The organism is Collinsella sp. 1033st1_E11_1033SCRN_220408, assembly GCF_039062465.1.
GTDB lineage: Bacteria > Actinomycetota > Coriobacteriia > Coriobacteriales > Atopobiaceae > Parolsenella.
The window spans coordinates 289,838-311,716 of sequence record NZ_JBCLNF010000002.1 but is presented as its reverse complement, the minus strand read 5'-3'; the positions used below and the strand labels follow the sequence as shown (position 1 = coordinate 311,716).

The following is a 21,879-nucleotide window of genomic DNA, read 5'->3' as shown; positions in this document are numbered from 1 at the left end:
AGGACACTACCAAGGGCCTCTTCGCACGCTTCCTCTCTTATTACGAGGGGGAGATGCACCTCTTCGTGGCAGACCTCGTCTGTTCGCTGGCGGTAGCCGCGATTGACCTGTCGTTCCCCCAGATTCTGAGGATGGTTTCGAGGGGCCTTTTCCGTGAGGGGTCCGATGCCATCCTCGCCGCGCTTTGGATGCTCGCCGCGGGTCTCGTCTGCATGTACGCCATCCGCTTCGCGTGCCGCTACTTCGTGGCCTTTTGGGGTCACGTCATGGGCGCGCGCATGGAGAGCCGCATGCGCGAGGACCTCTTCGATGCCTACGAGCGCATGAGCTTCTCGTTCTTTGACAAGAACAAGTCAGGCGACCTCATGAGCCGCCTCGTGTCGGACCTCTTCGACATCTGCGAGACCGCGCACCATGGGCCGGAGTTCCTCCTCATCGGTGTTGTCGAGGTCGTGGGTGCCTTCGTGATCCTGGCGACCATCAACGCGCCGCTCACGCTCGTCCTTGCCGCGATTACGGCCGTCCTCGTGGCCTATAACGCCTGGGCTAACGCGCACATGAAGGCGGTCTTCACCAAGAACCGCGTGGGCATCTCGAGCGTGAACGCCCGTGTCGAGGATTCCCTCGGCGGTATCCGCGTGGTGAAGGGCTTCGCCGCGGAGGACGTCGAGCGAGATCGTTTCCGCAAGAGCAACGACGCGTATCTCGTCACGAAGGTCGACATGTATAGGGCGATGGGTCGCTACCAGGCCTCCATCTCCTGCATGATGGGCGGTCTCAACACGCTCGTCCTTGTCTATGGCGGATGGCTGATCGCGCAGGGCCAGATGCAGGCCGCCGACCTTGCGACCTACGCGCTCTATATCTCGATGCTCACCACGCCCATCGAGAACATCCTCAACTTCACGGAGACCTTCCAGAAGGCCATTGCGGGTTTCCGTCGCTTCGTCGAGATCCTCGAGACGGTGCCCGACATCGTCGACGCGCCGGACGCCAAGCCGCTCGAGGTGAGTGCCGGCCACATCCTCTACTCGGGCGTCCGCTTCTCCTATGACGGCGAGGAGGAGGTCATCCGCGGCCTCGACCTCGATATCGCTCCGGGCGAGACCATCGCGCTCGTGGGACCGTCCGGTGGTGGTAAGTCGACTACCTGCAGCCTTCTCCCGCGTTTCTATGACGCGGAGGCAGGTTCGATCGAGATTGACGGACAGGACGTGCGTTCCGTCACGCAGAAGAGCCTTCGCGAGGCGGTGGGTATCGTTCAACAGGACGTCTACCTCTTCGACGGCACCATTGCGGAGAACATTGCCTATGGCAGGCCCGGAGCCACGGCGGAGGAGATTCGCGAGGCGGCTAGGCTCGCGAATGCGGACGCCTTCGTGAGCGCGATGCCCGACGGTTATGACACCCAGGTGGGCGAGCGCGGAGCCCGTCTCTCCGGCGGTCAGAAGCAGCGCATCGCCATCGCACGCGTCTTCCTCAAGAATCCGAAGATTCTCGTGCTTGACGAGGCCACGAGCGCTCTCGACAACGAGAGCGAGCATGCCGTCCAGGAGTCCCTCGCGCGCCTTGCGAGCGGGCGCACCACGCTGGTCATCGCCCACAGGCTCTCGACCATCCGCGACGCGGACGAGATCGTCACCATCGCGAACGGCCGCGTGGCGGAGCGTGGCACGCACGAGGAGCTCATGGCCCTCGATGGTACGTATGCGAGCTACTATCGCATGCAGTTTGGTTCGAAGGCCGTGTAGATAGTGGTGCTACGGCCACATAGATGCGTTTGAGACGCGCCGGATCCCGTTCGGGTTCCGGCGCGTAGCTTTTGTCCTCCCTTCCGCCATATGTAGCTTGAGGGGAATTTGCCCGGCTAGATGGGGGTCTGCCTATACTGGTTGCCACTGACTCGCGCCGCCCGGCGGCGAACCAAGCGGAGATGGATTCATGGCAAAGAAGGACAACAAGCAGACTGCTCCCACCCCGGACGAGGTCGAGGCCCTGTTCGCCGACGTCGACGAGACGGGCCACACCAACGCCTCCAAGGCTCGCAAGGAACATGGCCGCCGTCGCCAGAAGAAGGCTGCCGTCGATGTCGACCCGCTTTCTGGCGATGACCCCTCCGGCTCAAACGTTGGCAAGACGATGTCCCGCGCGGCGTTCTTCGTCGTCGCGGCGCTGCTCGCCGTCGTGATCATCGCGCAGGTCTCGTGTGGCGTCATTCGCCGTGCCGGTACCGCACAGCTTGCCAACAAGGTCGATAATGCCTCGGTCACCTCGGCACTTCGCAACGGCGTCGAGTGGGGTGACGGCTTCACCCAGTTCCCGGAGGACTTCACGGTCCTCGAGGCTAACGAGGAGAGCGGCCGCATCGAGGTCACCGTCGTTGACACCGCGAGCAAGGATGAGCTCGCCTGCCTCGCCGGCTCCCAGATCCAGGCGGCGGCCCTCTCGGTCAACGCCTTGCTCAATCCCAACATCACGCAGGTGGTCTATCACGTTGACGTGCACGTGGGCGAGAACGGCAAGTTCCAGCAGTCTAGCTTCTTCGGTTTCCTCAAGCCCACGGGCAACGTCAAGCGCTTTGCGACCTTCATCTGGACGAAGAGCTCGTCGCCCAATGGCGGCTTCAACTTCAACTGCATGATCACCGGTCTTGACGAGGCCGCCGCCGAGAATCTCCGCGACAAGGTGACGGTCCAGGGCAACCTGCTTGACGCGGTGCTTGGCAACCCGGCGACGACGGAGGCCGCCGCGACTGCCGAGGCATCGACTGAGGCCGCCACGACGGAGGCCACCACCGAGGCTGCTAGCAAGTAGCTCCGGCTCTCATAGACACGAGAAGGCCGCCAGCGGGATGATTCGCTGGCGGCCTTGTTTGTTAGCGCGGGCGATCCTCGACGTTAATCGAGCAGTGCGGTGACCTCACCGAGGACAGATTCGAAGCTGACGCCGCGCAGCTCGTAATCCGGCTGCGCCGGGGTGATGCGCATGGCGTCCCTGACGAGCGTGCCGGCGAACCGCACGGCCTCGACCACGGGCTTGCCGGCGAAGACCGCCGCCGTGAGGGCGCTCGCGAAGAGGTCTCCCGTGCCGTGGATCATGTAGGGGAGGAGCTCGCAGGTCACCTCGACGGGAGTGTCATCAGCATCGCAGGCGACGTAGTTCCTGATGACGCTCTCGCCCTTGCGCACGATACCTTTGATGACGACGCACTTCGCGCCCATCTCGAGCAGGGAGGACGCCATGCGAGCCACGAAGTCCTCGTCGACGTTCTGGCCCTCGTAGGGAAGGCCCGTCAGGATGGATGCCTCCGTGAGGTTGGGCGTGAGCAGGTCCGCGCCGGCGACGAGCGCCCGCGTGGCCTCGCACATCTCGTCCGTGTAGGTGCGGTACTTCTTGCCGCCATCTCCCATGACCGGGTCAACGATGCGGAGCGCGCCCGGCTGCTCGCGCCAGAGCCTGCGGACGTAGGAGACCTGCTCCGCCGATCCGAGGAATCCGGAGTAGATGCCGTCGAGCTCGATGCCCTCCTTTGCCCAGGCGTCGAGATAGGCGCCAAGCAAGGGCGTGGTGTCATGCATGTAGAAGCCCGCGAACTTCGTGTGTGCCGAGAGAAGCGAGGTGGGAACGGCGCACACGTCGATGCCTGCGCAGGAGAGCACGGGTATGGCGATGCCGAGGGAACACTTGCCGTAACCGCACAAGTCGTGGACGGCGGCGACGCGGGGGAGGACGGGGCCTCGACGTTCATAGAGGACAAGATCGCGGGCGCAGGTCATGGACTCTCCAGGTAGGTCGCGTGCGAGATTGGGCGACGCGCCGCAAATCTCAGATAAATGATGCCATCACAGGATAGCCCTTCACGCTGCTTGTCCGCTATCGGGCTTATCGTGGTTATACTAGTAATTTGCGGCAAGCCCGCATCACATACAACCAACCAGAGGAGCGACACATGGCAGTGCAGCCACTTGTTGGAATCATCATGGGATCGAAGTCTGACATGCCGGTGATGGAGGCATGCACCAAGCAGCTTGAAGAGCTTGGCGTCCCCTATGAGCTCGTGATCGCGAGCGCCCACCGTACGCCCGACAAGGTCCACGAGTGGGCCTCGAGCGCCGCGGACCGCGGAATCAAGGTCATCATCGCCGCGGCCGGCAAGGCCGCGCACCTGGGTGGCGTCGTCGCCGCCTTCACGCCGCTGCCCATCATCGGTGTCCCTATGAAGACGAGCGACCTCGGCGGCATGGACTCCCTCCTCTCGATGGTGCAGATGCCCTCTGGCGTCCCCGTCGCGTGCGTCGCCATCAACGGCGCGAAGAATGCCGCCATCTACGCCACGCAGATCCTCGGTGCCACCATGCCCGAGTGGCGCGAGAAGATGGTCGAGTTCAAGCGTGCCATGGCAGAGGCCTAGGCGGTAGTCTTCGTGTCTAGAGACGCATCGAGGGGAAAGCACTTCAAGACTGACGCGCAGCCCACGCAGGCTCGTCGTCATGCCGCAGTCCAGCCGCTCCCGGCTGGTCCTAGGATGTCATCCTCACGACGCACGGCAGCTCCCCGGCAGCAGAGGAAACCAAAGCGCAAGGGCCGCAACGTGCTCTCCACGGTGCTGCTTGTCGTGGGCGTGGCCCTTCTCGTTACCGCCGGCGTGCTCTACGCGCGCGCCCAGGCGGAGTACGCCGCGAACGCCGCCAACAACGAGAAACTCGCCGCATATGCGACCGTCTCGGATGATCCGGCCGACAACGGCTGCCCGGTGAGTGTCGACTGGGATGGCCTGCGGGCCGTGAACGACGACATCACGGGCTGGCTGTACATCCCGGGCACGCATGTCGATTACCCCGTCTACCAGGGCGATACCAACAACGAGTACCTCCGCACGACGGCGTCTGGCGAGTATTCCGTCGGCGGTCAGATCTTCATGGACTGCGACAACGCCCGCCCTGGTCTCGTTGACCGCCAGACCATCATCTACGGGCATCACCTGAACGACGGGTCGATGTTCGCGGATATCGACGAGTTTGCGAACCAGGACGGCCTGAATTCCTTCTCGTCTATTTGGTACGTCACGCCTGACGCCGCCTACGAGCTGGAGCCCCTGCTCTTCTACAAGGCTGCGGCAACCGAGGCCGAGGCACGCTCCATCGCCTTCGCGTCTGACGATGACTTCCACACCTACCTCAAGGGCCTCCTCGCCCGCGCGAGCGCGAGAGCGACGGACGCCGACTCGGCGGTGAATTCGGTCACGAAGGTGCTTACGCTCTGCACGTGTGACTACGAGAACAACTTTGGCAAAGGCAATGGGCGCGGCCTGCTCGTGTGCGCCCTCAAGAGTGAGATCCACCCCAACCAGAACAGCGAAAGCTAGCGAAGCGGAAGGTAACGAATGTCTGACTGCTCCATGATCGACGTCTGCGAGGCGACCCACGTGGTCGGCGTCGACTCCGGTGACAAGCCGGCGGGTCTCGAGGCGACCATGGGGGATGACTCCCTCCACGACGAGTGCGGCATCTTCGGCATCTGGGCTCCTGGCCGCGACGTCGCGCGCATGACCTACTTTGCGCTCCACGCCCTGCAGCACCGCGGCCAGGAGAGCGCGGGTATCGCCGTTGGCGACGGCAAGAGCGTGTTCGTGCGCAAGGACCTCGGCCTCGTCACGCAGGTCTTCACGGACTCCGACCTCTCCGCCCTTTCCGGTAAGGTTGCCGTGGGCCACGTCCGTTACGGTACCGCGGGCTCGAAGGGTTGGGAGAGTGCCCAGCCGCACCTTTCCGCCATCAACGAGGTCATCATCGCGCTGGCACACAACGGCACGCTCGTGAACTTCGACCAACTTCGCGTCGAGCTCATCAACATGGGCGTTCCCTTCCGCACCCAGACCGACTCCGAGGTCGCCGCGCGTCTCATCGGCTTCTTCACGGAGAAGAAGCACAAGCTCCGTAGCGGTATCGCTCATGCGATGGCCATGATGGAGGGCGGTTACGCCATGGCGCTCGTCCGCGAGAACGCCCTCTATGCCTTCCGTGACCCCCGCGGCATCCGTCCGCTCTGCCTCGGCAAGCTCCCTAACGAGCAGGGTTGGTGTGTCGCCAGCGAGACCTGCGCCCTCGACATCGTGGGTGCAGAGTACGTCCGCGACGTTCGTCCCGGTGAGATCATCCGCATCTCTGACGACGGCATTTCTTGCGAGCAGGTGCTCGATCCCGAGCCCCGCGCGGAGTGCATCTTCGAGCACGTCTACTTTGCGCGCCCTGACACGCGCTTCCACGGCAAGAGCGTCTACTCGATGCGCTATCAGATGGGCGTCCAGCTCGCCCGCGAGTGCCCGGTCGACGCGGACCTCGTCATTGGCGTGCCTGATTCCGGCCTGCCGCCCGCGGAGGGCTTCGCTCACGAGCTCGGCCTGCCCTTTGGCGAGGGCCTCATCAAGAACCGCTACGTTGCCCGTACCTTCATCCAGCCCACGCAGGAGCTGCGCGAGATGGGCGTCCGCCTCAAGCTCAACGCCCTTGCGGACAACGTCGCCGGCAAGCGCCTCGTCGTCATCGATGACTCGATCGTGCGCGGCACCACGTCCAAGCAGATCGTCCGCATGCTGAAGGACGCCGGCGCCGCCGAGGTCCACATGCGCATCAACTCGCCCGAGGTCATCTGGCCGTGCTTCTACGGCATCGATACGGACACGCAGGACCAGCTCATCTCCGCCCGCAAGGACGTCGATGAGATCTGCGAGTTCATCGGCGCGGACTCCCTCGGCTTCCTTTCTGTCGACGGCCTGCGCGCCTGCGTCCCGTCTCTCGCGGGGTGCGAGGGCTGCGGCGAGGGCTGTTCCGGCTACTGCGAGGCATGCTTCACCGGCTGCTATCCCGTCGAGATCCCCGCGAGCTTCTCGAAGGGCAAGTTCCTCGAGGGCTATAAGCCGCGCAACCTCAGCCGTGCGAGCGAGGCCTCACAGATGGATATCCAGGACGTCGTCAAGAAGGAAATGTAGACAAGCCGCCCTCCCGGCAAGGTGCCGGGTGTGCGATCGAAGGCTCGAGGGTCCCAGGCCCGCGAAAGGACAGACATGAGCAACGAAAAGCACGTGACGTACGAGGACGCCGGCGTCTCCACCGCTGAGGGCGCTCGCGCGGTCGACGCCATCAAGGCGGCCGTGAAGGAGACCAACCGTCCTGAGGTCATCGGTGGCCTCGGCGGCTTTGGCGGCTGCTTCTCCGCAGCTGCGTTCAAGGACATGGAAGACCCCGTGATGGTCTCCGGCACCGATGGCGTGGGCACCAAGCTCGCCATCGCCCAGCTGCTCGATCGCCACGACACCGTGGGCGAGGACCTCGTCGCTATGTGCGTCGATGACGTCGTGCCCATCGGTGCCGAGCCGCTGTTCTTCCTCGACTACGTTGCCATTGGCAAGCTCCGCGCCGAGCACGTCGCCAAGATCGTTAAGGGCATCGCCAACGGCTGCAAGAAGAGTGGCTGCGCCCTCGTTGGCGGCGAGATGGCCGAGCACCCCGGCGTCATGAACCCGGATGACTATGACCTCGCCGGTTTCGTCGTGGGCGTCGTCGACCGACCGAAGATGATTGGTCCCGAGAAGGTCAAGGCCGGCGACGTCATCCTTGGCCTCGCCAGCTCCGGCATCCACTCGAACGGCTACTCGCTCGTCCGCAAGGTTGCCATCGAGGGCAAGACCGTCGAGGAGCTCGAGGCCTACAACGAGGAGCTCGGCGAGTCCGTGGCTGACGCCGTCATGCGCCCGACCACCATCTATGCCGGCCAGCTCATCCGCGCCCTGCATGCCGGCGCGCCCATCCACGCCATGGCCCACATCACCGGCGGCGGCATCACCGAGAACCTCAACCGCGCGCTTCCCGCGGACGTCGACGCCCTGGTCTATCGCGGCGGCGAGGCCGGCCCCGCCTGGAGCATTCCGCCCATCATCGGCTACGTGAGCCGCCTTGCCGGCCTCTCTCTCGACGAGGCCTACAAGACCTTCAACATGGGTGTGGGCATGAGCATCATCTGTGCTCCCGAGGACGTCGACGCCGTGACGGCCGCCCTCAAGGCCGAGGGCCTCGACCCGTTCCTCATGGGCGAGTGCGTCGCCGGTTCCGGCGAGGTCCTCTACCGCGACGACGCCGAGTAGGGGGTAGCATGAGCGATCCCCTCAAGATCGGTGTCCTCATCTCCGGTAGCGGCACGAACCTGCAGGCCATCATCGACCGCATCAATGACGGCAGCCTCAATGCGAGCGTCGAGCTCGTGATATCGAGCCGTCCCGACGCCTACGGCCTCAAGCGCGCCGAGGCGGCGGGCGTCGAAGCCTTCACACTCTCCAAGGAGTTCTACAAGGAGAACGACGATCCTGACGAGTTCATCGCCAGGATGTTCCGCGCGCGTGGCTGCGAGTACATCATCATGGCCGGCTACATGCGTATGGTCCATGCGTCGCTGCTCGACGCCTTCCCCAACCGCGTCGTGAACCTGCATCCGGCGCTCCTGCCGAGCTTCCGTGGTGCGCACGCCATCCAGGACGCGTTCGATCGCGGCGTGAAGGTCACGGGCGTCACGGTGCACTTTGCCAACGAGGAGTACGACAAGGGCCCGATCATCGCGCAGCGCGCGCTGGCGGTTGAGGAGGGCTGGGACGTCGACACCCTCGAGGCCCACATTCACGAGATCGAGCACGAGCTCTATCCCGAGGTCATCGGTTGGCTTGCGGACGGCCGCGTCCACGTGCGCGAGAACAACACCGTGGCGATTGACCCGGCGTAGGGTCCTCCTCGCTGAGGTCACGCCGCCTGTATAGAGTCCTCTTTGCTGCGGCCACGCCGCCCTTGGTTTGAAATAGGTCCCGGCCACTCCTCGCTCGAGGGCGGCCGGGACCTTCTGTTTAACGCTGCGTTTGGCGCTTGGGCGAGCTTTCGTCGAGGGAACCCCGCGCTTTGGCGGGTGGCTGCCGGGTTCGCCCCCTACTTGTGCCTGAGTACCGCGACGGTCTCCGCGTGCTTGGTGTGCGGGAACATATCCACCACGTCAAGCCGCGCCACCTCATAGCCGCCTGCGAGGAACTGCTCGAGGTCACGGCGCTGGGTCACGGGGTTGCAGCTCACATAGACGACGCGCTCTGGTGCGAGCCCCAGCACACCGTTGATGAACGTGGGCGTCGAACCCGCGCGGGGCGGGTCCATGAGGACGACGTCGAAGCCCACGCGGTCGCCACGGGCGACGTCTTTCATGTAGGCGGTCGCGTCCGCGCAGACGAAGCGGCAGCGGTCCTCAAGGTTGTTGCGACGGGCGTTCTTGCGCGCGTCGCCGACGGCGCCGTCCACCTGCTCCACGCCCACGACCTCGAGGCCCTCGACCTGGCGTGCCGCGCACATGCCGATGGTGCCGATGCCGCAGTAAGCGTCGAGCACGCGCATGCCACCCTCGAGCCCGGCTTCCTCGATGGCGAGGGAGTAGAGCACCTCGGTCTGGGCGGGGTTGGTCTGATAGAACGAGGTGGGTCCGATCTCGAACTCGCAGCCGAGGAGTTCGTCGACCATCTTGCCGCCGCCAAAGAGCGGGCGGGACTCGTGGCCGAGGATCGCGTTCGTGCGGCGCTGGTTGACGTTCTGCGCCATCGCCGTGACGAAGGGTGCCCTCGCGCGGACGCGCTGGACGAACTCCCTCTCATGCGCGATGCCCTTGCCGTTGGTGACGACGGTGAGCAGGCACTCGTCGGTCGCGTAGCCCATGCGCACCACGGCATGGCGGAGGAGCCCGCGCCCGCGGTCCTCGTCATAGGCGGGAATGCGCATGTCCTCCGCGGCGCGAGCGACGGCGTTCAGCGCCTCACGTGCGTGCGGGGCCTCGACCAGGCATTTGGCGCATGGGACGATGCGGTGCGTGCCACGCGCGTAGAAGCCCGAGCGCACACGTCCGTGCGGGCCGGGGGCGAAGGGCGTCGCCGCCTTGTGACGATAGCGAACGGGCTTGTTGCCGTCCGCGTCCATGCCGTAGACTTCGAGGCCATCGATGATGTCCGCCGGGAGGATGTCCGAGAAGAGCCCGGCCACGGCCTCGCGCTTGCGCTTGAGCTGGATGGGGTAGGGCACTGCCAGCCACTCGCATCCGCCGCAACTCTTGGCGATTGGGCAGGTGTACGTCTTGAACCCCATGCGTCTCCTCATCTTGCAATTCGCCCTGATGGCGAAGTGGTTACATTCTGGCAAAACGGGAGTGTTACCGTAGCTCCCTAACTTGGGCGCGCCCGCGCCCTCTACGAAAGGATACGACATGGCATACATCCGCAAGGTCGGCGTCATCGGTCAGGGTCACGTGGGCGCGCACGTCGCGAACGCCCTTCTCATGCAGGGTCTTGCGGACGAGCTCTATCTCTGCGACATCAACGAGCAGAAGCTGACGAGCGAGGTCCAGGACTTCACGGACGCCCTGTCGTTCTACCCCCGCAACTGCAAGATTGTCGCCTGCGGCGCCGAGTACGAGAAGCTCGCCGGCTGCGACGTCATCGTGAACGCCGCCGGTGACGTTTCCGCCGCCGCCAAGGACCGCGACGGCGAGCTCTTCATCACCTCCGAGATCGCCCGTACCTTCATCGCTCGCGTTGCCGATGCCGGCTTCAAGGGCGTCTGGGTCTCCATCTCCAACCCCTGCGACGTCATCTGCACCGAGATCTGGCGTCTCTCCGGCTGCGACCCCAAGCGCATCGTGGGCTCCGGCACCGCTCTGGACTCCGGCCGCCTGCGCAACGCCATCTCCAAGCGCGTCGGCCTCGACCAGCACTCCATCAACGCCTATATGCTCGGCGAGCACGGCGCGTCCCAGTTCGCCGCCATGTCCTGCGTGAGCTTCGGCTGCAAGACGCTCGCTGACCTTGCCGCCGAGCAGCCCGAGCGCTTCGGCTTCGACCAGGCCGAGTGCGAGGCCGAGGCCCGTCATGGTGGCTACGTCACCTACGCCGGCAAGCAGTGCACCGAGTACGCGGTCGCCAGCGCCGCCGTCCGTCTCGTCCAGGCCGTCCTTGGCAACGAGCACTACGTGACCTGCTGCTCGACGCTGCTCACCGGCGAGCACGGCGAGGAGGGCATCTTCTCGTCCATCCCGTGCGTCGTGGGCGCGAACGGCGTCGAGGAGACCTTCGAGCTGCCGCTTAACGAGCGCGAGCAGGCCGCCTTCCACGCGAGCTGCGAGCACATCCGCGGCAACATCGCCCAGCTCGGCAGCTGGTGGAACGACGAGGCCCGCGTGTAGCTAGGCGTTCCCGGTGCGTCGCCGTGACGCCCGTGCATGCCTTGCGATAACTGAAGAGATGTGGGTTGCCCGGCAGGCTTGCGTCTGCCGGGCTTTTCTTTTGCGTTGGATTTTGGCGTTGGCGTGGGCCTTGCGGCAAGAGCGCCGCGCCGTTGTGCGTGGGCCTTGCGGTGCGATCGCCGTGCCGTTGTGTGTGCCCCATCATCCGTACCACGCATGACTGCGGGCGGCATTTTGTCCCCAAATATGCATATAAGCTATATTTCCGCAGGTAGATAGCTTCTTTTAGCAAACTTAAACCGGAGCTGTCTATTTGACGCCCTTCGGGGCCACCGTAAATGTAGTTTGACAGCTCCGCGCGATCGGCGCGCAAGCGCTGGGGAGAGGAGCTTGTATGAAATCGAACGGCCACGCGAGCCGCTCGTGGCGTCGCCGTCTGTTTGCGGCAGCCGCTACGGTCATGCTCGCGCTTGGGATTGCGACGCCCACCGCGGCGCTGGCGGAGAACGCCGGCAGCGTGGTTGATAGGGCGCCCGCCCACAGCAAGACCATCACGGACAACAGGGACGGCACGTATGACCTCACGCTGTCCGTGACCGGCGACACCGAGCAGTCCTCGTCCGCCAAGCCGGTGGACGTCGTGTTCGTTGTTGACGTGTCTTCGAGCATGAACGACAAGGTGGACGGCTGGTTCGGCAAGAGCCGCATGAAGGCCGCGCACGATGCCGCTGCCACCCTTGCGAACAGCCTGCTCACCGGCGAGAACGCCAACAAGCAGATTCAGGTCTCCGTCGTGACGTTTGGCACGAACGCCCAGGTTGCCACGGGCTTCACGAGCGACCCGAGCGTCGTTGCCAACGCTGTCCCGGAGAGGGCCAAGGAGAACCAGGGTACGAACTGGGAGGGCGGCCTCAAGCTCGCGAACGCCCAGACGAGTGGCCGCGAGGGTGCCGAGAAGCACATTGTGTTCCTCTCCGACGGCAACCCGACGTACCGCGTGAGCCCCATGGGCTATACGAGGTGGGATGAGGGTGGCTTCTTCCATCCCCAGGTCGACCGCAAGGAAGACGACAATCTTTACGGGCTTGGCAATAGAGACACCAATGACGGCCGTTGCTACGCCGCCGCCAAGGCTGAGGCCAACCGCCGTAACGGCGCCAACATGTTTGTCGTGAGCGTCGCCAAGGACGCCGACAAGATGCAGTCCTTCGCGACTGATACGAACGGCACCTTCCTCGACGGCACCACGGCTGACAACCTCGCCTCTGCGTTCTCTCAGATCGGCCAGGTCATCACCAAGACTGCTGGCTACAAGGACGTCAAGATCGTCGACCAGCTCACGCAGTATGTCGAGGGCACGGCCGCGGACGGCTCCATCGAGAAAGTCCGCTATGCCAAGAACCACGCGGCGTGGGACGACGCTCCTTCCGCTACTACCATCACCATCAACGGCGGCAACCTCAGCTGGGATCTTTCTAAACTCGGTACGCTCGAGAAGGGTGTCACCTACTCCGTGACGTTCACCATTCGTCCCAGTAAGACGGCCAAGGATGAGGTCGCCGCGGCTGGCGAGGCTAAGACCTTCGAGACGAACGTGGATGCCGCGAGCTACGTCCAGTACAAGACCGTCCAGACGCAGACCGGTCAGGGCGGCGGCATCGAGTCCGATGTCAAGACGGCCAGCTTCGCCGTTCCGACGATTACGCTTGCCGCTCCCAAGGCCGTCACTGTTGACGGTGCCAAGAACCTCGCTGGTCAGAAGACGCTCAAGGGCCGCGCCCTTGCTGCCGGCGAGTTTAGCTTCACCATCTCCGCGGCCGATGGCTCCGCCGCCGACACCCCGCTTCCTGCCGAGACGACCGTCTTCAACGAAGCGGACGGCTCGTTCCACTTTGGTAACATCGCGTTCGCCAAGACGGGCACCTACCTCTATGACGTGGCCGAGGACACCTCCGCGCTCCCGGAGGGCGTCAAGCCCGTGACCCAGGGTGCCGAGCGCGTTAAGGTCGACGTCACCGTGAACGAGGCTGGCGAACTCGTCGCCAGCGTCACGGCTCCCGAGGGCGGTCTCTCCTTCGTGAACGAGTACGGCACGAACAACGCCACGGTTTCCCTGTACGGCCACAAGTCCATCGATGCCGCCCCCGGCCTCACCGCCCCGGCGCTCAATGGTGATGACTACCAGTTCACCCTCACCGCCAAGACTGTCGGCGCCCCCATGCCCGCCAACCAGACCGAGGCGGTCGTCTCCAACGACGCCGCCGGCGACTTCCACTTCAGTGACATCACCTTCACCAAGGATGTCCTCGGCAACGAAATGAGCAAGACGTTCGAGTACACCGTTACCGAGAGCGGCTCCAAGCCCGGCGTTACTAACGCCGAGCCCCACACCGTCAAGGTCACCGTCACCGATGACGGCGAGGGCAAACTCACCGCAACCACCGAGGGCGACCTCAACTTCGTGAACAAATACTCCGCCAAGGACGTCTACTTCAACGTGTTGCAGAACGTCTCCGTCACGAAGAAGCTCGATGGCCGTGACCTCAATCGGGGCGAGTTCAACTTCGAGCTCGTCGAGGGCAATCAGGTCGTCGACACCGCCACCAACGGGGCCGATGGCTCCGTGGTCTTTAAGGCCCAGCAGCACTACACCGAGCCCGGCACGCACGTCTACACGGTTCGCGAGGTCCAGGGCGACGTCGCCGGCGTCAGCTATGACGCGAATACCTACACGGTTACCGTGAACGTCAAGGACAACGGCGAGGGCCAGCTTGTCGCGAGCACCGAGGGCGCGAGCGAGATCGTGTTCAACAACACCTATGCCGCCGCTCCCGCAACCGTGAACCTTACGGCCACGAAGGTCCTCGAGGGCGCCGATCTCTCCGATGGCCAGTTCACCTTCGATCTCCTCAACAATGGTGACGTCATGGACCGTGCCACCAACGACGCCAAGGGCAACGTCGCCTTCCGCGAGCTCACCCTCAAGCAGGCCGGCACCTACACCTTCACCATGCGTGAGGTTGCGGGCGACGTCGAGGGCATGACCTACGACACCGCCGAGCACACGATCAAGGTTTCGGTCGCCGACAACGACGGCAATGGTCAGCTCGAGGCCACCGTCGAGGGCAATAACCCGACCTTCACCAACAGCTACACCGCTCCCGCCGCTAAGCCTAGCGAGCCCGAGCAGCCCGCGAAGCAGCTTCCCCAGACGGGTGACACCAACAACGCGACGCTCCCCATCGTGTTCGCCGTCGCCGCCGTTGTCTGCATTGTTGCTGGCGTGACCGTGAGCCGCAAGAGGAAGTAACCTCGAAGCTCGCAAATAGCGTTTGAGCCACGAGCCCGGTAGGCATTTCGCCTGCCGGGCTCTCATTTTGCGCTGAGTTGAGCCTCATAAATCGAGGGATAGCGAAGGTGAGCAGCCAATCGAGTCGCGGGTGCGTAGCGCTTGTCCAAGCATCATCTCGCGATGGGCCGCGACGCGCTTGTTCACGATGTCGCGAGACCGCAACGCCCGATACTCTGCAATCTATAAATAGGCATGTCGCGCATTGTGAGCATGCGTTCATGCGGCAGGAAAAAGCGGGTACCCGGGCTATCACTCCCTAAATATGCATATAAGCGATATTTTGCCTGGTTACGCGCGGATATACCTAATTTTGACTGAGGGGATGCCCTTCTTTCTTTCTCATAACGCATGAGCATGAGTAGCGCGACGCAGGCATCCGCCACCTAATGGGTGAGAGGAGCCTTAAATGAAGATGAACAAACCACGCCTCGCTGTGGGATGCGGTCGCGTGGCCGCAGCCGTGGTCGCGGCTGGCCTTGCAGCCTCTCTCGGCGTGCTCGCGCCTTCCGTCGCCGTTGCTGATGAGGCGGCCGCGACTACGCTCGAGGCGACCACGCAGCAGGATCCTGCCACCCAGGCCGCCGATGAACCTGAGGCTGACACGGATGTCGTCGCCACTGCGCCCGTCGCGCCTGCAACGGAGGACGCCGCTGACGATCAGCCCGCCGCAGGTGCGGAGACGCCGGTCGCCAACCCCGTTGCCATGATTGACAAGACTGGCTACGCGACCCTGGATGGCGCCCTCGCCGCCGCCAAGGATGGTGACGTCATCGAGCTCAAGCGCGACGCGGAGACCGAGAAGGGCTTCGGCATCAATGGCATCGCCCTCACGGTCAACGGTAATGGCCACGTCATCACCGCCAACAAGCGCGGCGTGTATGTCCTCAAGGACGGCAAGCCTGCGTCGCTCACCTTCAACGATGTCAAGCTCAACATGGCTCCCGTGGAGGGCACCGCCGTGGCGGCTGGCAACGAGGCGAATTGGGCTGCTGTCATCCTCAACTACGGCTGCGAACTCGTCTTCAACAACTCCACCGTTACCCTCTCGCCGGCGGGCAACTTGAACACCGCCGTCCATTTTCACAGCGGTAGGCTGACGCTCAACAACTCGAAGATGTCCGTGAAGGGATTCTCGATCAACGGCTTCTGCACCGACAGCGCGTCGACGACGACCTATACGACGGAGATCAACGTCCTGGGCGACTCCGAGCTCGAGGTCTCGGGCAACGGGAGGGGTATCACCTCGGCGATCCAGGTCACGGTCGATGGCTCTAGGCTCACGAATTCCAAAAACCGCGGTAACGGCTCGAACGGCGCGGATTACATCGTGCGTAACGGTTCCGTCGCGGACGTGAGCAGCAACGGCAGCCATGGCATGTCCGCTCGCAACGTCACCATCGCCGGCTCCTCCACGGTCACCTGCAACGACAACGGGTATGCGGGCGTCCATTTCACCGGGAACCTGGATATCGATGGCACGTCGAGCCTGACGGTCGACCGCAACGCCCGAAAGGGTGGCGGCGGCCTCCGCGCGATGTCGCCTTCCGCCAGGGGCCACGTCGCCAAGGGTGCGGTGGTCGAGGTCTGCGACAACCAGCGCAACGGCCTCGAGAACAAGGGCACCTTCACGTTCGACGAGGGCTCCAAGCTCACCATCATGGGCAACCACGAGACGGGCAACGGCGGCGGCGTCTACAACTACGCCACCGGCACGCTCACGCTTCCCTCCGATGCCCGCATCTACAACAACCATGCCGACAAGTCCGGCGACGATATCTGCAGCATGGGCTCCATCAGCTTTGGTGCCACGGGCGCCGACTGGGTTCTCGATGACTGCAACCACGCAATCGACGGCTGGTACGTCGACGCCGCGGATGCCCGCTGGTCTGCGCATGGCGAGACCAAGCACGTTGTGCTCACCCAGCAGCGCGGCACGATCAAGGGTGCCATCGCCCTCAAGGCCGCCCATGGCCTCGTGAACGTTGACTACAAGTTCGTTGGCGATGCTCCCGAGGGCGCCAAGGTTCCCGATGCCGATGCTGACCTTGAGCTCGGTGCCGCCTACGCGGCCAAGGCTTCGGAGTCCGTCGATGGCTACACCTTCGATGGCTGGTACACCGACGAGGCCTGCACCGCCAAGTGGAATGACGGTGACGCCCTGCCCGGCTCCATGACGCTCTACGGCAAGTGGACTAAGAACCCCGCGGCCCCGACAACCCCGGATGCGGGCAACAAGACGCCTGACAAGAAGCTGCCCCAGACCGGCGACACGACGTCTGCGGCACTCCCGGCCCTTCTCGCAGGCGGCTCTCTCGCCGCACTTGGCGCGGGTATCGCGCTGCGCCACCGCGAGCACTAGAGATCTTGTGGCCGTCGCCTGGATATGTGGGCGACGGCCTTTTTCAACGAGCAGAGATTGGATGGAAGCGAGATGACAAAGAGGGCCAAAGTGAGTGCCGCCGCGGGCGTGCGTCTCAATGAGCGTGAGCTGGCGATCCTCAAGCGAATTGCGCATGGCGACGGGACGCATGTCCTGAGCATCAACGGGCTGGCTCGCGACTTCTCGTGCAGCGAGGGGACCGTCAGGAACTCCATCCACTCTCTTGAGGGCAAGGACCTCGTCTCGGTTCGGGCACGGTATCTGCGCAACGGCGGCCAGCTCGAAAACGAGTACCAACTCACGAGTGAGGGCGAGCGCGTTGTGAAGGTGGACTCCGAGTTGGATTGAACGTTTGGCCGACACATGGGCGCCCTTTATAGATGTCCGCTACCGCTGCTACGCTGCGTTAAGTATCGTAAGGATAGCGAGTGGGTCCGTAAGCGAAGTGCCTGCTTGTTAGTGCGGTTTAGAGGCTCATTCAAAAAGTGCGGGGGGGGGGCGTCGCTGGCCAAAGGCCTTGCGCTCCCCGAAGCAAGCCGGTCCTCAGCACCAACGAGAGGCTGGTGAGTACCGATGAGCCAAAAAAGTTACAAAGAAGATGAACTGATGTACAGGGTCGGGCGAACCTTTGCTGAGGCTCGCGCCGAGGCGAACCTCACGCAGGGGGAGGTTGCCAAGATTTGCGGCATCCATCAGTCCAGCCTGAGCCGGCTCGAGCAAGGCAATGGCAACGCAACCATCGCCACGCTCGAGTCCGTTGCCAATGCCCTCGGCTGCCGCATCGAGGTGAGGTTGACCCACCCGACGGTTCACAAGGAGTAGGGCCGCTCATTGTCGGGTACTCCTGCGACGGAGATGCCGTTGTTTGTGCCATTCGCCACGCCTCACGCCCCGCTCGCCAGACACGCTGGCGGGTGGGGCTTTTTTGTCCAGATGTTTGGGTACGGTAAATCCAACGAATGCCGTGGCGTGCGTATGGGCACCCCGACGCCCATCCAGCCAACGGTCAGGGTGGGTCGCGTGCGGCGATTTTCCCTCTCCGTTGGGCCACGTGGACCTCAACGGAGGGAGTCATCATGAGCGAGAAGATCAGGAACGTTGCCCTCGTGGGCCAAGGTGGCGTGGGCAAGACCATGCTCGCGGAGGCCATGCTTCACCTTTCAGGCGTCACCAGCCGCCTGGGTGGCCACAAGGGCACCAAGCCCACGCTCGACTACGATCCAGAGGAAGAGAAGCGCTCCTTCTCGATCAAGCTCGCCATGGCGCCCGTCTCTTGGGGCGGCGCTCGCCTGAACGTCATTGACGCCCCCTGCTATCCGGACTTCATCGGTGACGCGTACGCTGCCATGTCCGCCGTCGAGACGGCTATCTTCGTCGTCGACGCCGCCGGAGACCCGGGTGCCGTTACCACCCGCCTGTGGTATGCCGCCGAGGACCTCTCCCTCGCCCGCGCCGTCTTCGTCAACCGCATCGACCGCTCCGAGGCCAAGTACGACGCCACGCTTGCCGCGCTCCAGGAGCGCTTTGGCCAGCGCCTCGGTGCCGTCACGCTGCCGTGGGGTGTTGGCGAGGATTTCAAGGGCGTCATCGACGTCATCCGCATGAAGGCTCGTCACCTTGATGACACGGGCAAGCCCGTCGAGTGCGATATCCCCGCGGAGTACGCGGACGCCGCCGAGGAGGCTCGCGCCCACCTGTGCGAGCTTGTCGTCGAGGCGGATGACGAGCTCATGCTCAAGTACCTCGAGGGCGACGGCCAGCTTACCCAGGAGGAGCTCGAGGGTCTGCTCGCCAAGGCCATTGCGGAGCGCATCTTCGTACCCGTCTTCGCCGGCTCTTGCACCGCCGAGGAAGGTGTCACGAGCCTGATGGATGACATCGCGACCTACTTCCCGAGCGCGAGCGACTTCGGCTCCGTGCCCCTGGTGAACGGTGACTACCTCGACATCGACGAGGGTGATGACCGTCCGGTCGCCTTCGTCTTCAAGGTCCTGAATGACCCACAGAACGGCCGCCTTGCCCTGGCGAAGGTGCTCGCCGGCACGGTCAAGCCGGGCCTCGAGCTCATCTGCGCTCGCACCCGCAAGCCCGAGCGTCTGGCCCACATCTATCGCATGGTTGGCCGCGACATGTCCGAGGTTCCGTCTGCCGCCGCAGGCGACATCGTCGTCGTGCCGAAGATCGCCGCCATGGCCGGTGACACCCTCTCCGTCACGGGTAAGGTCGAGGCTGCGGCCTTCCGCTTCCCCAACTCCCTCTATCGGGTCGCCATCGAGCCGGACAAGCGCGGCACGGAGGACAAGCTCTACAGCTTCCTCGAGAAGAGCTGCGACGCGGACCCGACGATGTCCGTCTCCCGCAACGAGGACACCGGCCAGACCGTCATCTCCGCCATCGGAGAAGCCCAGGTCTCCGTCCTGCTCGATCGCATGGCCGCCCGTGCGGGCGTCACGGCCCACATCGTGCCGATGCGCGTGCCCTATCGCGAGACCATCCGCCGCACCGCGAGCGCCCAGGGTCGCCACAAGAAGCAGACTGGTGGCGCCGGTCAGTACGGTGATTGCTGGCTGCGCCTCGAGCCCAATCCGGGCGCGGGCTACGAGTTCGTTGACGAGGTCGTCGGTGGCCGCATTCCCAAGGGGCTCATCCCCGCGGTCGACAAGGGAGTCCAGGAGACCATGCGCGAGGGTGTCGTCGCCGGTTACCCGATGATCGACGTGCGCGTCGCTTGCTATGACGGCAGCTATCACTCCGTTGACTCGAACGAGATGGCCTTCAAGTCCGCCGCTCGTCTCGGCTTCCTGAAGGCTGCGGAGCAGGCGGAGCCCGTCGTGCTCGAGCCCATGGCCAAGCTCATGGTGACCGTTCCGGAGGACTACGCGGGCTCCATCATGGGTGACGTCTCGGCATCTCGCGGGCGCGTCGAGGGCATGGAGGCCGGCGAGCGCGGCACCACTGTCATCCAGGCCCGTGTTCCGTATGCGGAGGTCGTGGATTACGCCACGCGCCTGCGTTCGCTCTCTCGCGGCACGGGCGAGTTCACGCTCGAGATCGATGGCTACGAGCAGGTTCCGTATGACGTCCAGGCAAAGCTCGCGGAGGAGTGGCAGAATCGCCGCAACGCTGGTAGGTAGTCCCTAGCTTCCAGGGGGCGCTGTGTAAGGCGAGGTCGTAACGGGGGTTGCGGCCTCGCCTTTTGTTAGCAGATGCGATGCGCTGGCTGCACGTTGTCCGCCGTAACGGGGGTTGCGGCCTCGCCTTTTGTTAGGGGTTGGCCATGCTCCAAGCATAAGTGCCCAAGCTGGGTATACTAAAAGGACTGTGCCGGCCGTTGCCGGTATAAGTGCCGGGACGGACCCGGCACCTGCCGGAGGCGTCCGGCGAATTAAGAGCGAGGAGCCCATGAACGCCAAGAGTGATACCGGAGACTGCCACAGTAGCAGTTCCCTTTCCTGCCAAACCTCCAGCTTGAGGGAGGTGGGATCATGGGCGTAGCACTCAGCATCATCCTCACGCTGCTTCTCACGCTCGCGAATGGTTATTTCTCCATGTCAGAGGCGGCGCTCGTTGCCGCGAAGCGTGCCGTGTTGGAGCATGACGCTGACGAGGGGGACCGTAAGGCGAAAGTGGCGCTCGAGCTTTCGGGCGATTCCAGCCAGTTCCTCGCGGCAATCCAGGTCGCCATCACACTCGTGGGGTTCTTCTCCGCGATGGTCGCCTCCACCACGCTGTCTGATCCGCTGGCGTCGTGGCTCATCTCCCTCGGCGCGCCCGCTGCCCCCACGAAGGCCATCGCGCCGATCGTCATCACGGTGATCGTCTCCTATGTCTCCGTCGTGATGGGCGAGCTCGTTCCCAAGCGCATCGCGCTCGCGAACGCGGAGGAGGTCTCGAAGAGCGTCGCGCCCTTCCTGCGCACGTTCTCCAAGGTGGTCGCACCCCTCGTGTGGCTCACCGCCAAGTCCTCGGACGGCCTCTCCAAGATCTTGGGCATCAAGTCCGCCGACGACCGCCAGGATGTCTCCGAAGAGGAGATTCGCTATATGGTGACCGACACCGACGATCTCTCTGACAAAGAGAAGTCGATGATCCACGAGATTTTCGACCTCGGCGACACCATCGCCCGCGAGGTCATGGTCCCGCGCGTTGACCTCACTGCCGTCGAGGACACCGAGACCCTGTCTGACGTCCTCAGGCTTATGCGCCGCACCGGCTATTCCCGCATTCCCGTCTACCATGAGGATGTCGACCGCATCGTGGGCATCGCCCACATCAAGGACCTTCTCGCGCCCATCGTCGACAAGGACGAGGCGGACCGCGCCGTGGGCGCCTACGTCCGCGCCCCGATCTTCGTGCCGGACACGAAGGACATCATCCCGCTTCTCTCGGAGATGCAGAGCAGCCATGACCAGATGGCCATCGTCGTGGACGAGTACGGCGGAACCGCCGGCGTCATCACGATCGAGGACATCGTCGAGGAGGTCGTGGGCGAGATCGAGGACGAGTTCGACCCGGACAACAAGTACCTCACGCGCCTCTCCGAGCGAGAGTGGCTGGTTGACGGTCGCTTCTCGATCGATGACGCGCGTGACCTGGGCTGGCCCATCCCTGACTCGGACGAGTTCGAGACCGTTGCCGGCTTCGTGCTCGACCTCGCGGATTCCGTGCCCAGCCCCGGTGAGGTCTTCACTGTCGACGGCTATACCTTCCGCGTCCAGTCCCTGCGCGGCCGCCGCATCGCGCTTCTCCGTGTGACCGCGCCGGAGACCCCTGCCGAGGACGACGAGGAAGAGGCCGGGGAGGACTAGCCTTGGCGCTCTGGGGCCCGCGGCCGTCCGGTGTGCCACCAAGGTCCTCCGCCGTTCGCGGATGCATAGAATCGGCAAGCAAACGCATA

The 21,879-nt window shown here is 64.1% G+C and carries 16 protein-coding genes; 14 read left to right on the top strand and 2 right to left on the bottom strand.

The genetic code is table 11. The annotated features are described in order from the left end of the window. The first annotated feature begins 53 nt into the window (after window positions 1–53). Together ABCN07_RS03375 and ABCN07_RS03370 are read left to right on the top strand one after the other, a co-directional pair. Window positions 54–1,751, top strand: a complete 1,698-nt coding sequence (locus ABCN07_RS03375; RefSeq protein ID WP_343005417.1) for an ABC transporter ATP-binding protein — start codon at window positions 54–56, stop codon at window positions 1,749–1,751. 190 nt (window positions 1,752–1,941) lie between these two features. Then, the gene (locus ABCN07_RS03370; protein ID WP_343005371.1) at window positions 1,942–2,814 is read left to right on the top strand and encodes a hypothetical protein; all 873 of its coding nucleotides are present in this window, start codon (window positions 1,942–1,944) and stop codon (window positions 2,812–2,814) included. Between the two features lie 83 nt (window positions 2,815–2,897). On the opposite strand, the gene ABCN07_RS03365 is transcribed toward ABCN07_RS03370, so the two are convergent. Then, a complete protein-coding gene (locus tag ABCN07_RS03365; protein ID WP_343005370.1) occupies window positions 2,898–3,776 on the bottom strand; it encodes a PfkB family carbohydrate kinase in 879 nt (292 codons plus the stop codon). A 173-nt stretch (window positions 3,777–3,949) separates the two neighbouring features. Here ABCN07_RS03365 and purE point away from each other — a divergent pair, with 173 nt between their 5' ends. The 5 genes from purE to purN all read left to right on the top strand — a co-directional run bounded on the left by purE (window position 3,950) and on the right by purN (window position 8,769). Further along, window positions 3,950–4,411 (top strand): 5-(carboxyamino)imidazole ribonucleotide mutase, encoded by a 462-nt coding sequence (gene purE / locus ABCN07_RS03360; RefSeq protein WP_320679973.1) that lies wholly within the window; start codon window positions 3,950–3,952, stop codon window positions 4,409–4,411. Between the two features lie 12 nt (window positions 4,412–4,423). Next, complete coding sequence (gene srtB, locus ABCN07_RS03355; protein WP_343005369.1) at window positions 4,424–5,365, top strand: class B sortase; 942 nt, start codon at window positions 4,424–4,426, stop codon at window positions 5,363–5,365. A 108-nt stretch (window positions 5,366–5,473) separates the two neighbouring features. After that, window positions 5,474–6,988, top strand: a complete 1,515-nt coding sequence (purF, locus tag ABCN07_RS03350) for an amidophosphoribosyltransferase (RefSeq protein ID WP_343005416.1) — start codon at window positions 5,474–5,476, stop codon at window positions 6,986–6,988. Window positions 6,989–7,063: 75 nt separating this feature from the next. Further along, the gene (purM, locus tag ABCN07_RS03345) at window positions 7,064–8,140 is read left to right on the top strand and encodes a phosphoribosylformylglycinamidine cyclo-ligase (RefSeq protein WP_343005368.1); all 1,077 of its coding nucleotides are present in this window, start codon (window positions 7,064–7,066) and stop codon (window positions 8,138–8,140) included. A gap of 8 nt (window positions 8,141–8,148) precedes the next feature. After that, the gene (gene purN / locus ABCN07_RS03340) at window positions 8,149–8,769 is read left to right on the top strand and encodes a phosphoribosylglycinamide formyltransferase (protein ID WP_343005367.1); all 621 of its coding nucleotides are present in this window, start codon (window positions 8,149–8,151) and stop codon (window positions 8,767–8,769) included. A 197-nt stretch (window positions 8,770–8,966) separates the two neighbouring features. Here purN and rlmD read toward each other — a convergent pair whose 3' ends face one another. Beyond that, window positions 8,967–10,157: a 23S rRNA (uracil(1939)-C(5))-methyltransferase RlmD gene (rlmD, locus tag ABCN07_RS03335; protein WP_343005366.1), complete on the bottom strand. Its 1,191-nt coding sequence runs from the start codon at window positions 10,155–10,157 to the stop codon at window positions 8,967–8,969. A 118-nt stretch (window positions 10,158–10,275) separates the two neighbouring features. Here rlmD and ABCN07_RS03330 point away from each other — a divergent pair, with 118 nt between their 5' ends. The 7 genes from ABCN07_RS03330 (at window position 10,276) to ABCN07_RS03300 (ending at window position 21,790) form a co-directional block, all read left to right on the top strand. After that, window positions 10,276–11,250 (top strand): L-lactate dehydrogenase, encoded by a 975-nt coding sequence (locus ABCN07_RS03330; RefSeq protein ID WP_343005365.1) that lies wholly within the window; start codon window positions 10,276–10,278, stop codon window positions 11,248–11,250. Window positions 11,251–11,644: 394 nt separating this feature from the next. Continuing rightward, window positions 11,645–14,560: an FctA domain-containing protein gene (locus ABCN07_RS03325; protein ID WP_343005364.1), complete on the top strand. Its 2,916-nt coding sequence runs from the start codon at window positions 11,645–11,647 to the stop codon at window positions 14,558–14,560. Window positions 14,561–15,008: 448 nt separating this feature from the next. Then, window positions 15,009–16,961 (top strand): InlB B-repeat-containing protein, encoded by a 1,953-nt coding sequence (locus ABCN07_RS03320; protein ID WP_343005363.1) that lies wholly within the window; start codon window positions 15,009–15,011, stop codon window positions 16,959–16,961. A 72-nt stretch (window positions 16,962–17,033) separates the two neighbouring features. Beyond that, window positions 17,034–17,330 carry a hypothetical protein gene (locus ABCN07_RS03315; protein WP_343005362.1) on the top strand — a complete coding sequence of 99 codons (297 nt, stop codon included), beginning with the start codon at window positions 17,034–17,036 and terminating at the stop codon, window positions 17,328–17,330. A gap of 258 nt (window positions 17,331–17,588) precedes the next feature. After that, on the top strand, window positions 17,589–17,804 hold the full coding sequence (locus tag ABCN07_RS03310; RefSeq protein ID WP_293814827.1) for a helix-turn-helix transcriptional regulator: 216 nt from the start codon (window positions 17,589–17,591) through the stop codon (window positions 17,802–17,804). A 254-nt stretch (window positions 17,805–18,058) separates the two neighbouring features. Next, complete coding sequence (locus ABCN07_RS03305; protein WP_343005361.1) at window positions 18,059–20,116, top strand: elongation factor G; 2,058 nt, start codon at window positions 18,059–18,061, stop codon at window positions 20,114–20,116. A 351-nt stretch (window positions 20,117–20,467) separates the two neighbouring features. Further along, on the top strand, window positions 20,468–21,790 hold the full coding sequence (locus tag ABCN07_RS03300; RefSeq protein ID WP_343005360.1) for a hemolysin family protein: 1,323 nt from the start codon (window positions 20,468–20,470) through the stop codon (window positions 21,788–21,790). Window positions 21,791–21,879: the final 89 nt, after the last annotated feature.